This is a genomic window from Bradyrhizobium semiaridum, from assembly GCF_020329505.1.
GTDB classification, from domain to species: Bacteria; Pseudomonadota; Alphaproteobacteria; order Rhizobiales; family Xanthobacteraceae; genus Bradyrhizobium; species Bradyrhizobium semiaridum.
The window spans coordinates 40,645-54,459 of the sequence record NZ_JAGKJJ010000001.1 but is presented as its reverse complement, the minus strand read 5'-3'; the positions used below and the strand labels follow the sequence as shown (position 1 = coordinate 54,459).

Below are 13,815 nucleotides of genomic sequence, written 5' to 3'. Positions count from 1 at the left end.
AGTAAGTCTCCCGGCATGCCTCCTGACTGGCCGATCAGGACAGTTTGCCGACCGACTTTTCCAGGAGATCCCAGGCCTTCTCGCCGTACTTGCCCTTCCATTCGGCATAGAAGCCGGCGGCGCGCAGCTTGTCGCGGAACGGCCCGACCTCGGGCTGGTTGAACACGAGGCCCTTGCTGGCAAGCTCCTGCTTGACGGTCGCATTGAGCTTCTCGGTGTCCTCGCGCTCCTTGACCGCCGCCGCGTTGACGTTCTTGGCGACGATGGTCTTGATGTCGGCCGGCAGTGCCGCCCAGGCGCGGCGGTTCATCAGGAACCAGAAACCGTCCCACATATGGTTGGTCAGCGAGCAGTACTTCTGCACCTCGTACAGCTTGGCCGCCGAGATCAGCGCCAACGGGTTCTCCTGGCCCTCGACGATCTTGGTCTGCAGCGCCGAATAGACCTCGCTGAAATTGATCGAGGCGGGCGAGGCATCGAACGCCTTGAACATCGAGGTCCACAGCGGCGAGACCGGCACCCGGATCTTGAAGCCCTTGAGATCGTCCGGCCCGGTGATCGGCTTGGTCGACGACGTGGTCTGGCGGAAACCGTTGTCCCAGATCTTGTCCATGACCTCGAGGCCGGCCTTGTTGATCTCGCCGCGCACATAGGCGCCGAGGTCGCCGTCCATGGCCTTCCAGACCGTGGGATAGTCAGGGAATGCGAAACCGATGCCGTTGATCGAGGCCGCCGGCACCAGGGTCGCCAGGATCAGGCCGGACAGCGTGAAGAACTCGACGCCGCCGGAGCGCACCTGGCTCAGCATGTCGGTATCGGAACCGAGCTGGCTGTTCGGGAACACCTGTAGGTCAAACCGGCCGTTGGTCTCGGTCTTTATCGCCGCGGCCATCTCCCGGGCGCGCGCCACGAACGGGTGCGACTCAGGCAGGTTGTTGGCGAATTTGTAGGTGAACTCGGCGTTCTGGGCGCGCGCGACATAAGGTGCGCCGACCCCGCCCAGAACGGCGGAAGCAGCGGTGGCCTTCAGCAGCGTGCGTCGTGAAAAGCTCATTGGTGTCTCCCTAGAGAGGCTTGTTGTTGTTCTGAGATGCCAATCCTATACGGACCTGATGCCGTGGGGTCACCAGCGATCTCTGCGTAAACGCCCCGCGCTTATTGCAGCGTCGGCACGTCGCGGCAATATCGGCTTTCAGATGAGAACGTGGGCGTCGGGCCGGCGGGTCGCGGACCCAATCGAAAGGCGCGCGCGCCGGTCCGTCCAGAGTGCGCAGCTCTAGGCAAGCGCGAGGAAATCCCTCTAAATATCTGATCCATTTGCAGATATAAATATTCCATAATATACCTTATGCGAATTTGGCTTTGCTATAGCTGGGCACTTGAGCCGTTGCTCGTCGGCTGCCATTCAGCCTCGACTTGGGGCTTGCCCCTCCTGTAACCGGCCGTTTGAAGCAGTTGGATTGTGGGGCGATTCACCCCGCCTCGACCTTGCTGCCATTTGTCGCTGAGACCGCCCAGCGTGGGCGTATCCAGTGTGGCCCGTGTCACGAGCCGATGATAGGTTGAATCGTCGTTTTGATGAACTTTGTCGCCAGGCCTTATGAGATACTCCATTTCTCACGAGACCCTTTCAACGACGATCGGTCGCATATATGAGGCGGCCTACAATCCATCAGCATGGCTCGATGCCGTTCGCCAGTTGCAGGACGCTTTTCACGGTTCCAAAGCCTGTCTCGCGGGCATGGATTGGACCGATACCGAGAACAGTCTTTGCGTCTCACCGAGCCGCGACGCCTATTTCGACCGGCTCTTTCTCGACCGCTTCGCGGGCAACGAACTCTTCGCCCCGCGCGTCGCGATGCCGGTCGGGCAAGTTTTCGGCGACATCTTCCTGATCGGCCGGCGCCGGGTGGAAAGCACCGCGGTCTGGAACGAGTGGATGTTGCCGCAGGATATGTATGGCGGCATGTTCTGCAATCTGCACATTTCGGAAAAGAGCTACTGGTTTTTCGACGTGCAGCGCGGCCGGAAGCAGCCGGCGTTTGACGTCGACGATCACGCCATGCTGGCTCTGGTTACGCCGCATCTGCAACGCGCCGTCGATCTCGGCCAGCACTTCAAGGGCCGAACCGGGTCGCAATCGCTATTTGGTCATTTGCCCTTCCCCGGCATCGCGGTCGATGCGCGAACGCGCATCCTTGACATGAACGACGCCGCGCAACGGCTTTTGACGCGGCCGATTTCCCTACTAACGGCGCGTGCTGGACATCTGGCGACCGCCGAACCCGCGCAGACCCATGCGTTGCAACAGGTGGTCGCGCGAATTTGTCGGGTGCATGAAGGCTCGTTTCCGGGTTCGGGCGCCGATCTGATCGTCAAGTCGCAGCGCGGCGGCCAGGCGGTGTTGTCAATTGGATTGTTGCCCGCAGGCGAGATGTTCGGCCTGTCAGCGGAGCCTTGCGCGGTCGTGCTGGTGCGCGAATCAAGGGATGCTTTTTCGCCACCGATTCGTGCTCAACTGCGTAAGACTTTCGGATTGACGGGAAAAGAGACTTCGATTGCACTCGCGCTGGTCGGCGGATTGTCCCTGAAGGAAATTGCGATCTGCGAGAACATCAGCTTCAGCGTCGCGCAACTTCATCTCGATCGCATTTTTCGCAAGACCGATGCGCGCCTGCAGAGTCAGCTCGTTGCGCGATTGAGTTCGATTGGGGTGTTGCAGGACTGTCTCGCAGACAACGTTGCGCCGGAGCACCTTGCCCCTCTCGATCGGACGCGGCCGAACATGGCACAGCGCGGTCTCGTGGCCGCGAGCGTGGGCCTGAAGCGCGCGAGGAACACGGTCGAGGCCATGGCCGTGATCGGGCTGCCCGCGGCGGTTCTTTCGGCGAACGGCTCCGTCAAGGCAACGAACCCTCTGTTCGATCGCGAGACAACGCTTTTCGTGGCGACCGTATCCGGTGGTGTCGCCATCGCCGAGCCTGAAAGCAACCGCCTGTTCCAAATGGCCTTGCAGGCCGGCGGTGGTGAGGCCGTCTTGCGGTCCATCCCCCTACACAATGCGCTGCCTTCGCCTGTCGTGGTGCACGTCCTGCCGCTCAAACGAGACGCGCATGAACCCTTGGAACGCAGCGACCTGCTCATTGTCGCCACCGTGATCGGCGCCAGCACGCTGGTGCCCTCGCCGACCATACTGACTGCCCTGTTCGATCTCACGCGGGCCGAAGTGCAGCTCGCCACCGCGCTGGCGCAGGGTCTCAACCTGAAGGATGCCGCAGCTGAGGCCGGTCTGAAATTCTCGACCGTGCGCACCTATCTCAATCGCATCTTCCGCAAAACCGGAACCAACCAGCAAAGTCAGCTTGTCGCCCTGCTGAAGTCGGCACATTCCTTCCAGCGGTGAAATACCGGAGAAACATCCGGCCTGCGGATGAGACCGGTTTGCCGTCGAGGCCGCCGCTATTCGCGCGCGGGCGCTGTGGACATTCGCGGTCCGCCGTATTCGATCGTCAACGTCGGCGAGATCCGCCTCCACACATGCTCGAAAATGCGCTTCCAACTGTCGCAATAAACGCTTGGATTATCGAATCTGCGTTCGTTCGACCAGCGATGCGCGACGTGCCCGCCACCGCATGAGTCGAGAAACTCGCACGATTTGCACGTTTCACATAGATGGAGGCTGGCCTGGAACGCCTCGCTCCAGCGCGGGTCGTCTTGTACGTCCTGTATCGCGTTCTTGAAAACCGACATGTTGGTCTTGGTACTGCCATGTCCTGCAATTCGCAGGACATCCAAGGGCTCCAAAGCGCCGTCGGGCATCAGCGTGACAGTGTCGGTCGGACCGAGACCGATGGTGTCGGACACCGAGAAGTTTCCAACGAGACCGTGGATCATCGCATCCAATGTCCGGATGCGAACGCCTTTCGACGCGTATCGGTCGTACCAAACATCGAAGAGTCTAATGAAATAATCGGCAATCGGAGGCGGATTGTCCGCGTGCGTGGCGTCCGGCGGCAGGATGTCGAACCGACCGATACCAAGTTTCTCCACCGCATAGGCCAGGACCTGCTCGGGATCGGTCGCGGGATTGCAGACAGAGATAAGTCCCGGTTCAATGCCCTCCTCCCGGAGGTTTTCGAGTCCCCGCAACGTATCGGCGATCGTGCCGTTGCCCTTGAAGTCGACCCGATGCCTGTCGTGGATCTCGGGCGGCCCATCGATGCTGACGCTAACGCCAACGTCATAGCGCTTCAGGAGACGCGCCCATTCCTGATCGACGAGAATTGCGTTGGTGCAGACTGCACGGTCGATCCGGCAACCTGTTCGTTCTTCTATGCCGAGCAATTTCTCCTGCAAAGCCACGAAACGACGCTTCGGGAACAGGAGAGGCTCACCACCGTGAAAGATCAGCAGGAAGCGATTGAGACCAAACTCACCGATGTGTTGCTCCAGCCGACGGCAGAATGCGTCCTCGGCCTCGAGGGTCAGCAGAGAGGGCCGGTTGTAGACATCCGCGTCGCGAAACCAGTAGCAATATGTGCAGTTGATATTGCAGCGAGATGCAAGCTTCACCAGCACGAACCCAATGGGAGGCTTCTGGTTCGGCTCCGTCTCGAACCGGCCTTGCGTTCGCTCCATCGCCTCGAGCGTATCGACGTTCGCCATGACTGCTCGCCTGCTACCGGGCCTGCCCAGTCCGGCCGCGCTTCGCCGGCGCGACCGAAGCTATCGTCAGCTCGACCTATTGGTCGACGCTCACCGCGTGCCGCTGCCACCGTAGCCGCCGCCACCGCCGCCTCCCCAGCCGCCGCTACCACCACCGTAGCCGCCACCTCCTCCACCCCCGTAACGGCTGTAGGAGCGCGCGTAGCGTGCGTAGGTCCGGTCATAACGCGTGTAGGCCCGGTCGTAGCGCGTGTAGCGAGCGTACCGCTCATAGGCTGCGCGGCTGTAGCCTCGGCTATACCCGCCACCGCGGCCATAGTCGTTGCCGGTATAGCCACCGCCGCTGGATCCGCCGCCCCAACCGGTGCCTGGCTGTCCGGGTGTACCGCCATACTGCGCAACGTCTTGATATGCTTCCTGGTCCGGCTGACCTTCTTCTATGATCTTGCTCAACGCGGGGTCGGTCGATTGAACGCTCACCGACTGATCCATCACGTTGTGCGCGTCGGCATTCCTGAGACCCAGCACCGAAGCCGCACCGAAGCTCACGCCGAGAACCGCCAGCCGGTCCAGGAAAGCTCGTCTCGACAAGCCGGTTTGGCTAAGTTCGCGCTGAAGCGCATTTGCCTGTTGCTTCCTATCGCTGTCGTTCATTATCTTTCACCCTGGGCTCAATGGATTCAGATATATCGATTCAGGCTTCGTAGCGGCCATCAGCGCAAATGCCTGCGCCGGTGCAGGTCTTGGTCGTCCGCGCACTTAGTCGTCCGGGCAATCGGAGCTGGAGCGGTCTTGTCGCTATCTCCTGATTTTGCTTAGACACTTCTGGATGCATGCCTCCTGTTTCGACGAACCGCTTGGGAAGGGGCAGTTCTGCTCGCAAATCCAGCGATTGTTCGAGGGCGGCGGGGCCTGAGTTTTTTTCGGCCCTCTCCTCTTCCTCGCATCGCTATAGGGCGAATGAGGGCCGTCGCTCGTGGTGCTGCCCATGCGCTCTGCCATCCGGGTTCCGACCGGTCGGACAGAGGCACCTTCATGAAAAGCGCTTGCTGAGAAAGACTGGTAGGCCAGCACTTCGGCCGTCGGGGCCGCCCAAAACGCCACTGCTGCGAAGAGCCCGGCGACAGTCCATCTGACAAAACTCAGGCCTGACATACCGCATTCCATCTGCATTCGGCACCGCTAACGCGGCGCGCCTGCATCGAGCGACGTCTCGGGACAGAATTCAGCGTCCAGAGCGCCTCCCGGCCGGCAGGGCGGCATCGATCCAAAGTCGATGCCCCCGGAACATTGCTGTGAAAAGCCGAGGTCGCCTAGTCATCATATGATGCTAAAATGGCATCGAGCGTGGCTAGGCGAGCCAGTTCCGCACCGCCGGGCCGAATGGGTCTTCTAGAAGTTCAGTCGTCAACGCTCCAGATGCGCAGGATGTCGGCGGTCGACGCCACCTCGATCTGGATGCTGAAGCGCTCGCCGTAAAGCTGGAGCAAAGCGTCATGGCTTTGATCCGACGAGCTGCAGAGCGCGTCCTCGGCGATGATGATCCGGTAGCCGATGTCGATCGCCCCCAGCACAGTGGCCAGCACACATACGTCGGTCTCCCCGCCCGAGACGATCACCGTATCGACCTTGTGCGCGGTCAGATGAGCTTGCAGGCGGCCGTTGCCGAAGGCGTTGTAGGTCACCCGGTCGATGACGGCCGCCGGCGGCGCGTGCACGGCGAGCTCGGGCACCAGTTCGAGCAGCGCAGGATCTATCCGGTCCCGGGTGACGCACTCCCATTTTTCGTAATAGAGCCGCCAGGTGCCCCGTGCGTCCAGCTTGGAACGTGGCGGCACAAAGCGTGTGAAAACGGTCCGCTCAGGTGCGCGCCGTGTCAGCTCGACGATGCGCGGCAGGACGCGCGGCATCCATGGCGTTGCCCATGGCGAACCCGGCGCAAACAGACGTTGCATATCGATGCAGAGGTGCACCGCCTGGGGACCGGGTGCACTGAGGAGTTGTCCCATGGTCTCAGAGCGGCCCGCGCGCCGCCTTCAAGGCGGAGCGGCCGCGTGATGGCCGCCCCGCGAAAGGGGGTTGCAGGTGTAGACCCACCGACCGGGTCACCACTTCTGGCGACCGTACCAGTCATTGACCTCCTTGGCGGCCTGGTCCTTGGCATAACCGTAGCGCTGCTGCAGCCGGCCTTCGAGCTGGTCCTGCTTGCCGGCGATCACATCGAGGTCGTCGTCGGTGAGCTTACCCCACTGCTCCTTGACCTTGCCCTTGACCTGCTTCCAGTTGCCTTCGACGCGATTCCAATCCATGGCAATCCTCCGTTGATGATGCCGATCAACGGAATCGCCGACGCTTTCGTTCCGCAACGAGCTTGCGTCAAGATTTCGCAATGCCGTCGAAGCGCAACAGTTACAAAGTGAACATACCGCGCGGCCGCAGCCACGGCGTGTCCGGACCGCCGGCCGGAGCCATCGTGACAAGCATCAAAGATAGGAACTTGGCTCACGGGTGCAGGTTGGAACAGTTGAACCAACCTGCCCAACTCGCGAAATGAATGGAGCGAACGATGCCGGAGAAAGACCTCAGCGCCCTCTTCCTCGATACCCTCAAGGACATCTACTACGCTGAAAAGCAGATCTACAAGGCGCTACCGCGCATGGCCAAGGCCGCCGAGTCCGACGCGTTGCGCGCAGCCTTCGAGAAGCATCACGACGAGACCGAAGCGCAAATCGAACGGCTCGAGCAGATCTTCGAGCTGATGGGCAAGCCGGCACGCGGCAAGAAGTGTGATGCGATCGAAGGAATTATCGACGAGGGCAAGGAGATCATGGAAGAGTATGCCGACACGCCGGCGCTCGATCCGGGCCTGCTCGCCGCGGCGCAGGCCGTCGAACACTACGAAATTTCCCGATACGGCACGCTGAAGGCCTGGGCGGCCAAGCTCAGCATGAAGGACGCCGTCAAGCTCATCGACCAGACGCTGGCCGAGGAGAAGAAGACGGATGAGGCACTGAGCAAGCTCGCCCTCACCGCCATCAACGCCGAAGCCGCCTAAGGAAACCAGCCATGAAACGCGTCATTCTGGCTATTGCCGTCGCCGGCGCACTGACCTCCAGCGCGCTGGCCCAATCCGTGGGTGAGAAGACCGGCGTCAACTCCGTCCTCGGCGTCGCGCCGAAGACGGAGGATTTCATCAAGGAAGCCGCGATGAGCGACATGCTGGAGATCGAGGCGGCGAAGATTGCCCAGCAGAAGGGCAATGCGACCGAGAAGAAATTCGCCGAGCAGATGACCACCGATCACACCAAGACGAGTTCGGAGCTGAAGCAAATGGTCAGCGGCGAGATGAGCTCGGCGCTTCCGACCAGGCTCGATGACAGCTCCGAGAAGAAGCTCGAACGTCTGCGCAACGCCAAACCAGACAGCTTCGCCAGCGAGTACGATCCGATGCAGGTCAGCGCGCACAAGGACGCGGTCTCGCTGTTCGAGCGCTACGCCAAGGGCGGCGACCATCCGAAGCTGAAGGATTGGGCCGGCAAGACCCTGCCCGCGCTTCAGCATCATCTCGAGATGGCGCAGGAGATGGACAAGAATCGGAAGTAATTGCGCCGGGCAGGCCCCTGGGGCGGTGGGCGCGTCAGCGCTTTGCTGGTAGGCTGCCCGTCGATTCAGTGTCCGGAAAGGCTGATGGCCCGACGCAGCGGCAGCGCCGATCTCCCGCTCCATGGCGGACGCGTTCCGCCATGGCTGGCGGAGCGCATGACGACGCTCGGCGCCGTCATCACGCAGGCCATCGTCCACCACTACGGCCGCGACGCGTTCCTGCAACGGCTGTCGCATCCGTTCTGGTTCCAGTCGTTCGGTGCCGTGATGGGCATGGATTGGCATTCATCCGGCATCACGACGAGCGTGATCGGCGCGCTGAAACGCGGGCTCGCGCCGCTTCAGGACGAACTGGGCATCTATGTTTGCGGCGGACGCGGCAAGCATTCACGCCGCACGCCGGACGAATTAACTGCTCTCGGCGACCGCACCGGCTTCGACGGATCGGCCCTCACCCGCGCCAGCCGGCTGGTCGCAAAGGTGGACAGCGCCGCGGTGCAGGACGGTTTCGAACTCTACCTTCACGGCTTCTTCGTCACCGAAGACGGCACGTGGACCGTGGTCCAGCAGGGCATGAACGGCGACAAGCGGCAGGCGCGGCGCTATCACTGGCACTCCGAGGGCTTGCGGAGCTTCGTCGACGAGCCGCACAGCGCGATCGATGGTCCGACACAGGGCGAGATCATCAACCTCACCGACCACCGCGCCGAGGGCGCGCGAAAGGCGCAGCTCGACCTGCTCGCCGAACTCGGGCCCGACGGCGTCACGCATGAACTTGCCGACCTGACGCAGCAAACTGCGGCGCAGCCGGATTTGCTGCACCTGATCATGCCCGCGCACCACGACGTGCGTTCGAGCGATGTGTTCATCCGCCGCCTGCACGGCACGCTCGCGGCCGCCGCCGAACGCGGGCCACTGGATTTTCCCGAACTGCTGCTTACGCCCGGCGTCGGCGCCCGCACCGTGGAGTCGCTGGCGATGGTCGCCGAAGTCGTCCACGGCACGCCGTATCGCTTCCGCGACCCGGCGCGCTTCTCGCTCGCCCATGGCGGCAAGGATCGCCATCCCTTCCCGGTTCCGATCAAGGTCTATGACGAGACCATCCGGGTGCTGAAGTCGGCCGTGCAGCAGGCCAAGCTCGGCCGCGACGAGGAGATGCAGGCGCTGAAGCGGCTCGATGATCAGGCGCGCCGGCTGGAGCGGACGGCGAGGGGCCCGTCGTTCGACGCGTTCGTGGCCGACGAGCGCGCCCGGTCCCCTGCCCTCGATGGCCGCTCCGTGTTCGGCTGGGAAGCCGACCTTGTCGCCCCCAGCGGGATCACCAAATCCGGCAGGAACTCCTGATCGATCGCCCGGTTCATCAGCATGGCGCGCGTCCTGATTGGCACATCCGGCTGGCACTATCCGTCCTGGCGCGGCCCGTTCTTCCCCGAGGGCCTGCCGCTCAACCGCCAGCTTGACTACTACGCCAGCCAATTCCGCACGACTGAACTGAACGGGGTCTTCTACCGCACGCCGACCGAACAGGCGGTGGCGGGCTGGCGCGATGCGACGGCCAAGGATTTCATTTTCGCGTGGAAGGCGTCGAAGTTCATCACGCACTGGAAGCGGCTGTCCAGCAACTCGGTCAACAGCCTGGAACTGCTGGAAGACCGCCTTTCCCTGCTGCGCGACAAGGCAGGGCCCGTCCTGTTTCAGCTCCCGCCGAATTTCGAGGCGGACGCCGACCGGCTCGAATCGTTCCTCAAGCTCCTGAAGCGGCGCCGGCGATACGCCTTCGAATTCCGTCATCCCAGCTGGTACCAGCCACGCATCATGAAGCTCCTCGCTGCGCGCAACATTGCACTCTGCATTTCCGATCATCACGACGCACCGTCGCCCTGGAGGCGCACCGCCGATTTCGTCTATTTGCGCGGCCATGGTCCTGGCGGGCGATACCGCGGACACTACGGTTCTGCCCGGCTTGCCGACTGGGCGAAGCGCATCCGCGGCTGGCAGCGACAGGGGTGCGACGTTTATGTCTACTTCGACAATGATCAGAAGAGCGCCGCGCCGGCTGACGCGAAGAAACTCTGCACCCTGCTGGATTCAAGCCGGGGACGACGGCGTCGGGATTAGTTAGGAACGCGCCGTCGTCGTCACCGTTGGCGGTTGAAGCAACCAGCCAATGGAGAGGCTATCATGAAGGTTTGCGACGTGATGACACCGGACGTCCAGCTCTGCACCCCTGACGACACGCTGCGCGATGCCGCAGAAGCGATGGCCGCGCTCGGCGTCGGTCTGCTGCCGGTTGCCGACAACGAGCGACTGGTCGGGATGATCACGGATCGCGACATTGCCCTTCGCGGCGTCGGCATGGGCCGCGGCCCGGACGCGCGGGTCGGCGACGTCATGACCGCCGAGGTGAAGTATTGCTTCGAGGACCAGGAGCTCGAGGACATCGCCCAGAACATGGGCTCGATCCAGGTACGCCGCTTGCCTGTGCTCAACCGGGACAAGCGCCTCGTCGGCATCATCGCGCTTGGCGACATCGCCCTGGTGCAGGCGAATGACGGCACCGGCATGGCACTCAGCCAGATCTCACGGCCCAGCACCCAGCACGCGCAGCCCTAAAGGTTCGCGCTCCGCTCCGCGGCTGCTGCCGGCGGAGCGGAGCGTGCGTCAAGGTGTGCCAATGGCCGACTATATTCCGTGGATTTTGATTGCCGCCGGGATCGCCGCGCTGGTCGTCACCGCACTGCTTTGGCGCGCCCACTACGTCAGCTCGGATTAGATCGATCCGCCCGCCTGGTCAGGGCTGCCTCGCCCTCCTCACGCCCGGGCACACTGACATGGACCTCGTGGCCCATTCGGATCGCCAGCGTGGCGGCGGCGGCGGCCGACTCGAATGCGGCCTCCTTAGTTGCGTATCCGCCGTTCAGATTGCCGTCGTGCAGAACGCCCCATTCGTCGCCGGCCGCAATCACGGCATATTGAGCCAGTCCCATGGTCTCCTCCTTAGCCAGGATGGCGCTCAATCGCCATCACGTCTCGTTCCGCTCGTATCGCTCGCGGACGACTTCGTCGCCGACCTGCACCGCTCGCCTGTTGCGGAAATAATGCTGCAACACCGCAAAGATCAGGGCGGTCAGAAGCACGAGCGCTCCGATGCCGTAAATGATTTCCAGACCCATATCCATCGATCTCTCCAGAGCCCGCCTGTCATTTGGCGGGATGTCACTCGCCGCACTCGCCATAAGCAATCATGCGCGGCGAATTTGCGCATCACTGCGTGTTCGATTCATGCCATCGTTCCAGATCAGGCTTCTCGTCTCCGGAGCGCTGCTCCTTTTCGGGATTACCCTTCCAGGGCTTGTCGGTTTGCGTATGCGGACCCCAGTCGCTCGGCCGGCCTGGGTCCTGAGTTACGGGTTTCCTGTTCATTACGATCTCCTCCTGAACAGAAGCGCCGCCATTGCAATGCGTTCCTAAGCCGGCCGTCCTCACGGCCCGCCAGCCACCGAACCGGCAATCACCATCACCAGGGCGTCGAGATCGATCCTGCCGTCAATCGACAGTTCCCCCGCATCATGCACGCGCAGCAGGTCCGGCCGGTTGGCGGCTTGCCGCTTCAATTCGCCGATGACCGCTTCACGCAGCTTCTGTTCGAGCATGTTTGACACTGCCAGTCTCCATGATCGAGGTTCGTCGCGCCTCAATCCGGATTGACCGAATGCGTAACAACGGTCCCGGCTTCGTGCATTGGCGCACCCCGAATGAGGTCTCAACGGCATGTCCCGAAGTGGGTTCCTAGCAGCGTTCGCCGTGCCGACACGGATTAGGAACCAACCTGGATCAGTGGCGTCGGAATTGAGTTGTCATGAGCAGGACACCAACCATGGTCCGTGAAGGTCCCGCTGAACCAGCTCCGCCGAGCGCCACAGAGATCAGGCAAGCAAGGCAAAACCGTCCCTATGGTATGATGATCACGTCGGCAATGATCGCGCTGGTGATCATCAGCGTCGTCTACGTTCTGATGAGATAGGCCGCCTGCCGCGATCGCGGCAAAACCGCACCGTCAGTCAGGCTGCCATCTTCCGGCAGGATTCCGCGCAGGCGCGGCACATCGCGACGCATTCATCCATGCCGCCGATGCGCTCGCAATCCTCGGCGCACTCGGCACAAATCTCGGCGCATTCGCGGCACGTGTGCTTGTGATGCGGCGTGTTGATCAGCATGAAGTGCGCCGCCGTACGGCACATCTCGGCGCAGGCCATCATCAGCCGGAAATGTGCCGGCTCGACGTGCTTGCCGCCGGTAACGAGGCAATGGTTCATGGCCGTGCCGAGACAAGTCCTGTAACAGGACAGGCAGGTCTCGATGCATCGGTTCATGTCCGGCGAAAATGCCATGATCACACCTCAAGCTCGAGAGAGCGCGCTTGAGACCTGGTTTGCGATGCGCGGGCTTTTTCCTTCACGCGCTCGATCGGTCCTTGCAGCACGCTGATCGTGGCATAAGCCTGCGTCATGCCGTAGGTTCCTATTCGCCGATGAGTGCGCGCCGTTCCGGGAGAGGCGTGCTCCCGTGACGCGCGACGGTCATGCTGAGTGAACCTGTTACTCCGCGGCCGCTCTCAGTTGGCTACGGAAGTAGCTGATCGTCCGCTCGAGCCCGTCCCTGAGATCGATGGTCGGCTCCCAGCCGAGCACTGCGCGGGCCAGCGAGATGTCCGGCTGGCGCTGTCGCGGATCATCCGACGGCAGCGGCGCAAACACCAGCTTGCTGCGTGACCTCGTCATCGCGACCACCTGTTCGGCCAATTCGCGGATGGTGAACTCGCGCGGATTGCCGATGTTGATCGGCCCGGTGAAATCGTTCGGCGTGTTCATCGTCCGGATCATCGCCTCGATCAGATCGTCGACATAGCAGAAGCTGCGGGTCTGGCTGCCGTCGCCATACAATGTGATATCGTTGCCGCCGAGCGCCTGAACGATGAAGTTGGACACGACGCGGCCGTCATTGGGGTGCATCCGGGGTCCGTAGGTGTTGAAGATCCGAACGACCTTGATCTTCAAGCCATGCTGCCGCCAATAGTCGAAGAACAGCGTCTCGGCGCAGCGTTTGCCTTCATCATAGCACGAGCGCAGCCCGACCGGATTGACGTGCCCCCAATAGGATTCGACCTGCGGGTGGATTTCCGGATCGCCGTACACCTCCGACGTCGAGGCCTGGAGGATCTTTGCCTTCACGCGCTTGGCGAGCCCGAGCATGTTGATGGCGCCGTGAACGCTGGTCTTGGTGGTCTGGACCGGGTCGAACTGGTAGTGGATCGGCGACGCCGGGCACGCCAGATTGTAGATCTGGTCCACTTCGACATAGAGCGGGAACGTGACGTCGTGGCGCATCATCTCGAACCGGGGATTGCCGATCAGATGGGCGATGTTGGCCCTGCTCCCGGTGAAATAGTTGTCGACGCACAGCACGTCATGCCCCTGCCCGACCAGCCGCTCGCACAAATGCGAACCAAGAAATCCGGCGCCGCCGGTCACCAACACCTTTGCCACG

Annotated in this window: 16 protein-coding genes; 6 read left to right on the top strand and 10 right to left on the bottom strand. The window is 62.3% G+C overall.

Going from position 1 to position 13,815, the window contains the following annotated elements; translation table 11 throughout:
• Window positions 1–34: 34 nt before the first annotated feature.
• Window positions 35–1,054 (bottom strand): TRAP transporter substrate-binding protein, encoded by a 1,020-nt coding sequence (locus tag J6500_RS00185; RefSeq protein ID WP_225710657.1) that lies wholly within the window; start codon window positions 1,052–1,054, stop codon window positions 35–37.
• Between the two features lie 546 nt (window positions 1,055–1,600).
• On the opposite strand from J6500_RS00185, the gene J6500_RS00180 reads away from it, so the two are divergent.
• Window positions 1,601–3,403 (top strand): helix-turn-helix transcriptional regulator, encoded by a 1,803-nt coding sequence (locus tag J6500_RS00180; protein WP_225710656.1) that lies wholly within the window; start codon window positions 1,601–1,603, stop codon window positions 3,401–3,403.
• Window positions 3,404–3,459: 56 nt separating this feature from the next.
• Here the strand turns inward: J6500_RS00180 and J6500_RS00175 are convergent, their stop codons facing one another.
• From J6500_RS00175 to J6500_RS00160, 4 genes are all read right to left on the bottom strand, one after another.
• Complete coding sequence (locus J6500_RS00175; protein WP_225710655.1) at window positions 3,460–4,665, bottom strand: radical SAM protein; 1,206 nt, start codon at window positions 4,663–4,665, stop codon at window positions 3,460–3,462.
• A 90-nt stretch (window positions 4,666–4,755) separates the two neighbouring features.
• Entirely contained in the window at window positions 4,756–5,319 is a 564-nt protein-coding gene (locus J6500_RS00170) for a hypothetical protein (protein ID WP_225710654.1), read from the bottom strand.
• 746 nt (window positions 5,320–6,065) lie between these two features.
• Window positions 6,066–6,674, bottom strand: coding sequence for a cysteine hydrolase family protein (locus J6500_RS00165; RefSeq protein ID WP_225710653.1), 609 nt, complete (start codon window positions 6,672–6,674; stop codon window positions 6,066–6,068).
• Window positions 6,675–6,770: 96 nt separating this feature from the next.
• Window positions 6,771–6,974 carry a CsbD family protein gene (locus tag J6500_RS00160; RefSeq protein ID WP_016845939.1) on the bottom strand — a complete coding sequence of 68 codons (204 nt, stop codon included), beginning with the start codon at window positions 6,972–6,974 and terminating at the stop codon, window positions 6,771–6,773.
• A gap of 257 nt (window positions 6,975–7,231) precedes the next feature.
• On the opposite strand from J6500_RS00160, the gene J6500_RS00155 reads away from it, so the two are divergent.
• The 5 genes from J6500_RS00155 (at window position 7,232) to J6500_RS00135 (ending at window position 10,881) form a co-directional block, all read left to right on the top strand.
• Window positions 7,232–7,720 carry a YciE/YciF ferroxidase family protein gene (locus J6500_RS00155; protein WP_225710652.1) on the top strand — a complete coding sequence of 163 codons (489 nt, stop codon included), beginning with the start codon at window positions 7,232–7,234 and terminating at the stop codon, window positions 7,718–7,720.
• A gap of 11 nt (window positions 7,721–7,731) precedes the next feature.
• Window positions 7,732–8,268 (top strand): DUF4142 domain-containing protein, encoded by a 537-nt coding sequence (locus J6500_RS00150; protein WP_225710651.1) that lies wholly within the window; start codon window positions 7,732–7,734, stop codon window positions 8,266–8,268.
• Between the two features lie 84 nt (window positions 8,269–8,352).
• A complete protein-coding gene (locus J6500_RS00145) occupies window positions 8,353–9,612 on the top strand; it encodes a DUF763 domain-containing protein (protein ID WP_225710650.1) in 1,260 nt (419 codons plus the stop codon).
• Between the two features lie 21 nt (window positions 9,613–9,633).
• The gene (locus J6500_RS00140; RefSeq protein ID WP_225710649.1) at window positions 9,634–10,386 is read left to right on the top strand and encodes a DUF72 domain-containing protein; all 753 of its coding nucleotides are present in this window, start codon (window positions 9,634–9,636) and stop codon (window positions 10,384–10,386) included.
• Between the two features lie 63 nt (window positions 10,387–10,449).
• Window positions 10,450–10,881, top strand: a complete 432-nt coding sequence (locus J6500_RS00135; RefSeq protein WP_225710648.1) for a CBS domain-containing protein — start codon at window positions 10,450–10,452, stop codon at window positions 10,879–10,881.
• A 146-nt stretch (window positions 10,882–11,027) separates the two neighbouring features.
• On the opposite strand, the gene J6500_RS00130 is transcribed toward J6500_RS00135, so the two are convergent.
• From J6500_RS00130 to J6500_RS00110, 5 genes are all read right to left on the bottom strand, one after another.
• Window positions 11,028–11,255, bottom strand: a complete 228-nt coding sequence (locus tag J6500_RS00130) for a hypothetical protein (protein ID WP_225710647.1) — start codon at window positions 11,253–11,255, stop codon at window positions 11,028–11,030.
• A 36-nt stretch (window positions 11,256–11,291) separates the two neighbouring features.
• The gene (locus tag J6500_RS00125; RefSeq protein ID WP_225710646.1) at window positions 11,292–11,447 is read right to left on the bottom strand and encodes a hypothetical protein; all 156 of its coding nucleotides are present in this window, start codon (window positions 11,445–11,447) and stop codon (window positions 11,292–11,294) included.
• A gap of 303 nt (window positions 11,448–11,750) precedes the next feature.
• Window positions 11,751–11,921, bottom strand: coding sequence for a hypothetical protein (locus tag J6500_RS00120; protein WP_225710645.1), 171 nt, complete (start codon window positions 11,919–11,921; stop codon window positions 11,751–11,753).
• A 408-nt stretch (window positions 11,922–12,329) separates the two neighbouring features.
• Window positions 12,330–12,659, bottom strand: coding sequence for a four-helix bundle copper-binding protein (locus J6500_RS00115; RefSeq protein WP_225710644.1), 330 nt, complete (start codon window positions 12,657–12,659; stop codon window positions 12,330–12,332).
• Window positions 12,660–12,866: 207 nt separating this feature from the next.
• On the bottom strand, window positions 12,867–13,814 hold the full coding sequence (locus J6500_RS00110) for a UDP-glucuronic acid decarboxylase family protein (protein WP_225710643.1): 948 nt from the start codon (window positions 13,812–13,814) through the stop codon (window positions 12,867–12,869).
• Between the last annotated feature and the right edge of the window lies 1 nt (window position 13,815).

Excerpts from the sequence above, each read along its gene's own strand:
- J6500_RS00175 (WP_225710655.1), bottom strand. The coding sequence starts at position 4,665 with ATGGCGAACGTCGATACGCTCGAGGCGATGGAGCGAACGCAAGGCCGG.
- J6500_RS00165 (WP_225710653.1), bottom strand. The coding sequence starts at position 6,674 with ATGGGACAACTCCTCAGTGCACCCGGTCCCCAGGCGGTGCACCTCTGC.
- J6500_RS00135 (WP_225710648.1), top strand. The coding sequence starts at position 10,450 with ATGAAGGTTTGCGACGTGATGACACCGGACGTCCAGCTCTGCACCCCT.
- J6500_RS00185 (WP_225710657.1), bottom strand. The coding sequence starts at position 1,054 with ATGAGCTTTTCACGACGCACGCTGCTGAAGGCCACCGCTGCTTCCGCC.
- J6500_RS00145 (WP_225710650.1), top strand. The coding sequence starts at position 8,353 with ATGGCCCGACGCAGCGGCAGCGCCGATCTCCCGCTCCATGGCGGACGC.
- J6500_RS00140 (WP_225710649.1), top strand. The coding sequence starts at position 9,634 with ATGGCGCGCGTCCTGATTGGCACATCCGGCTGGCACTATCCGTCCTGG.
- J6500_RS00155 (WP_225710652.1), top strand. The coding sequence starts at position 7,232 with ATGCCGGAGAAAGACCTCAGCGCCCTCTTCCTCGATACCCTCAAGGAC.
- J6500_RS00120 (WP_225710645.1), bottom strand. The coding sequence starts at position 11,921 with ATGCTCGAACAGAAGCTGCGTGAAGCGGTCATCGGCGAATTGAAGCGG.
- J6500_RS00150 (WP_225710651.1), top strand. The coding sequence starts at position 7,732 with ATGAAACGCGTCATTCTGGCTATTGCCGTCGCCGGCGCACTGACCTCC.
- J6500_RS00125 (WP_225710646.1), bottom strand. The coding sequence starts at position 11,447 with ATGGATATGGGTCTGGAAATCATTTACGGCATCGGAGCGCTCGTGCTT.
- J6500_RS00170 (WP_225710654.1), bottom strand. The coding sequence starts at position 5,319 with ATGAACGACAGCGATAGGAAGCAACAGGCAAATGCGCTTCAGCGCGAA.
- J6500_RS00180 (WP_225710656.1), top strand. The coding sequence starts at position 1,601 with ATGAGATACTCCATTTCTCACGAGACCCTTTCAACGACGATCGGTCGC.
- J6500_RS00160 (WP_016845939.1), bottom strand. The coding sequence starts at position 6,974 with ATGGATTGGAATCGCGTCGAAGGCAACTGGAAGCAGGTCAAGGGCAAG.
- J6500_RS00130 (WP_225710647.1), bottom strand. The coding sequence starts at position 11,255 with ATGGGACTGGCTCAATATGCCGTGATTGCGGCCGGCGACGAATGGGGC.
- J6500_RS00115 (WP_225710644.1), bottom strand. The coding sequence starts at position 12,659 with ATGGCATTTTCGCCGGACATGAACCGATGCATCGAGACCTGCCTGTCC.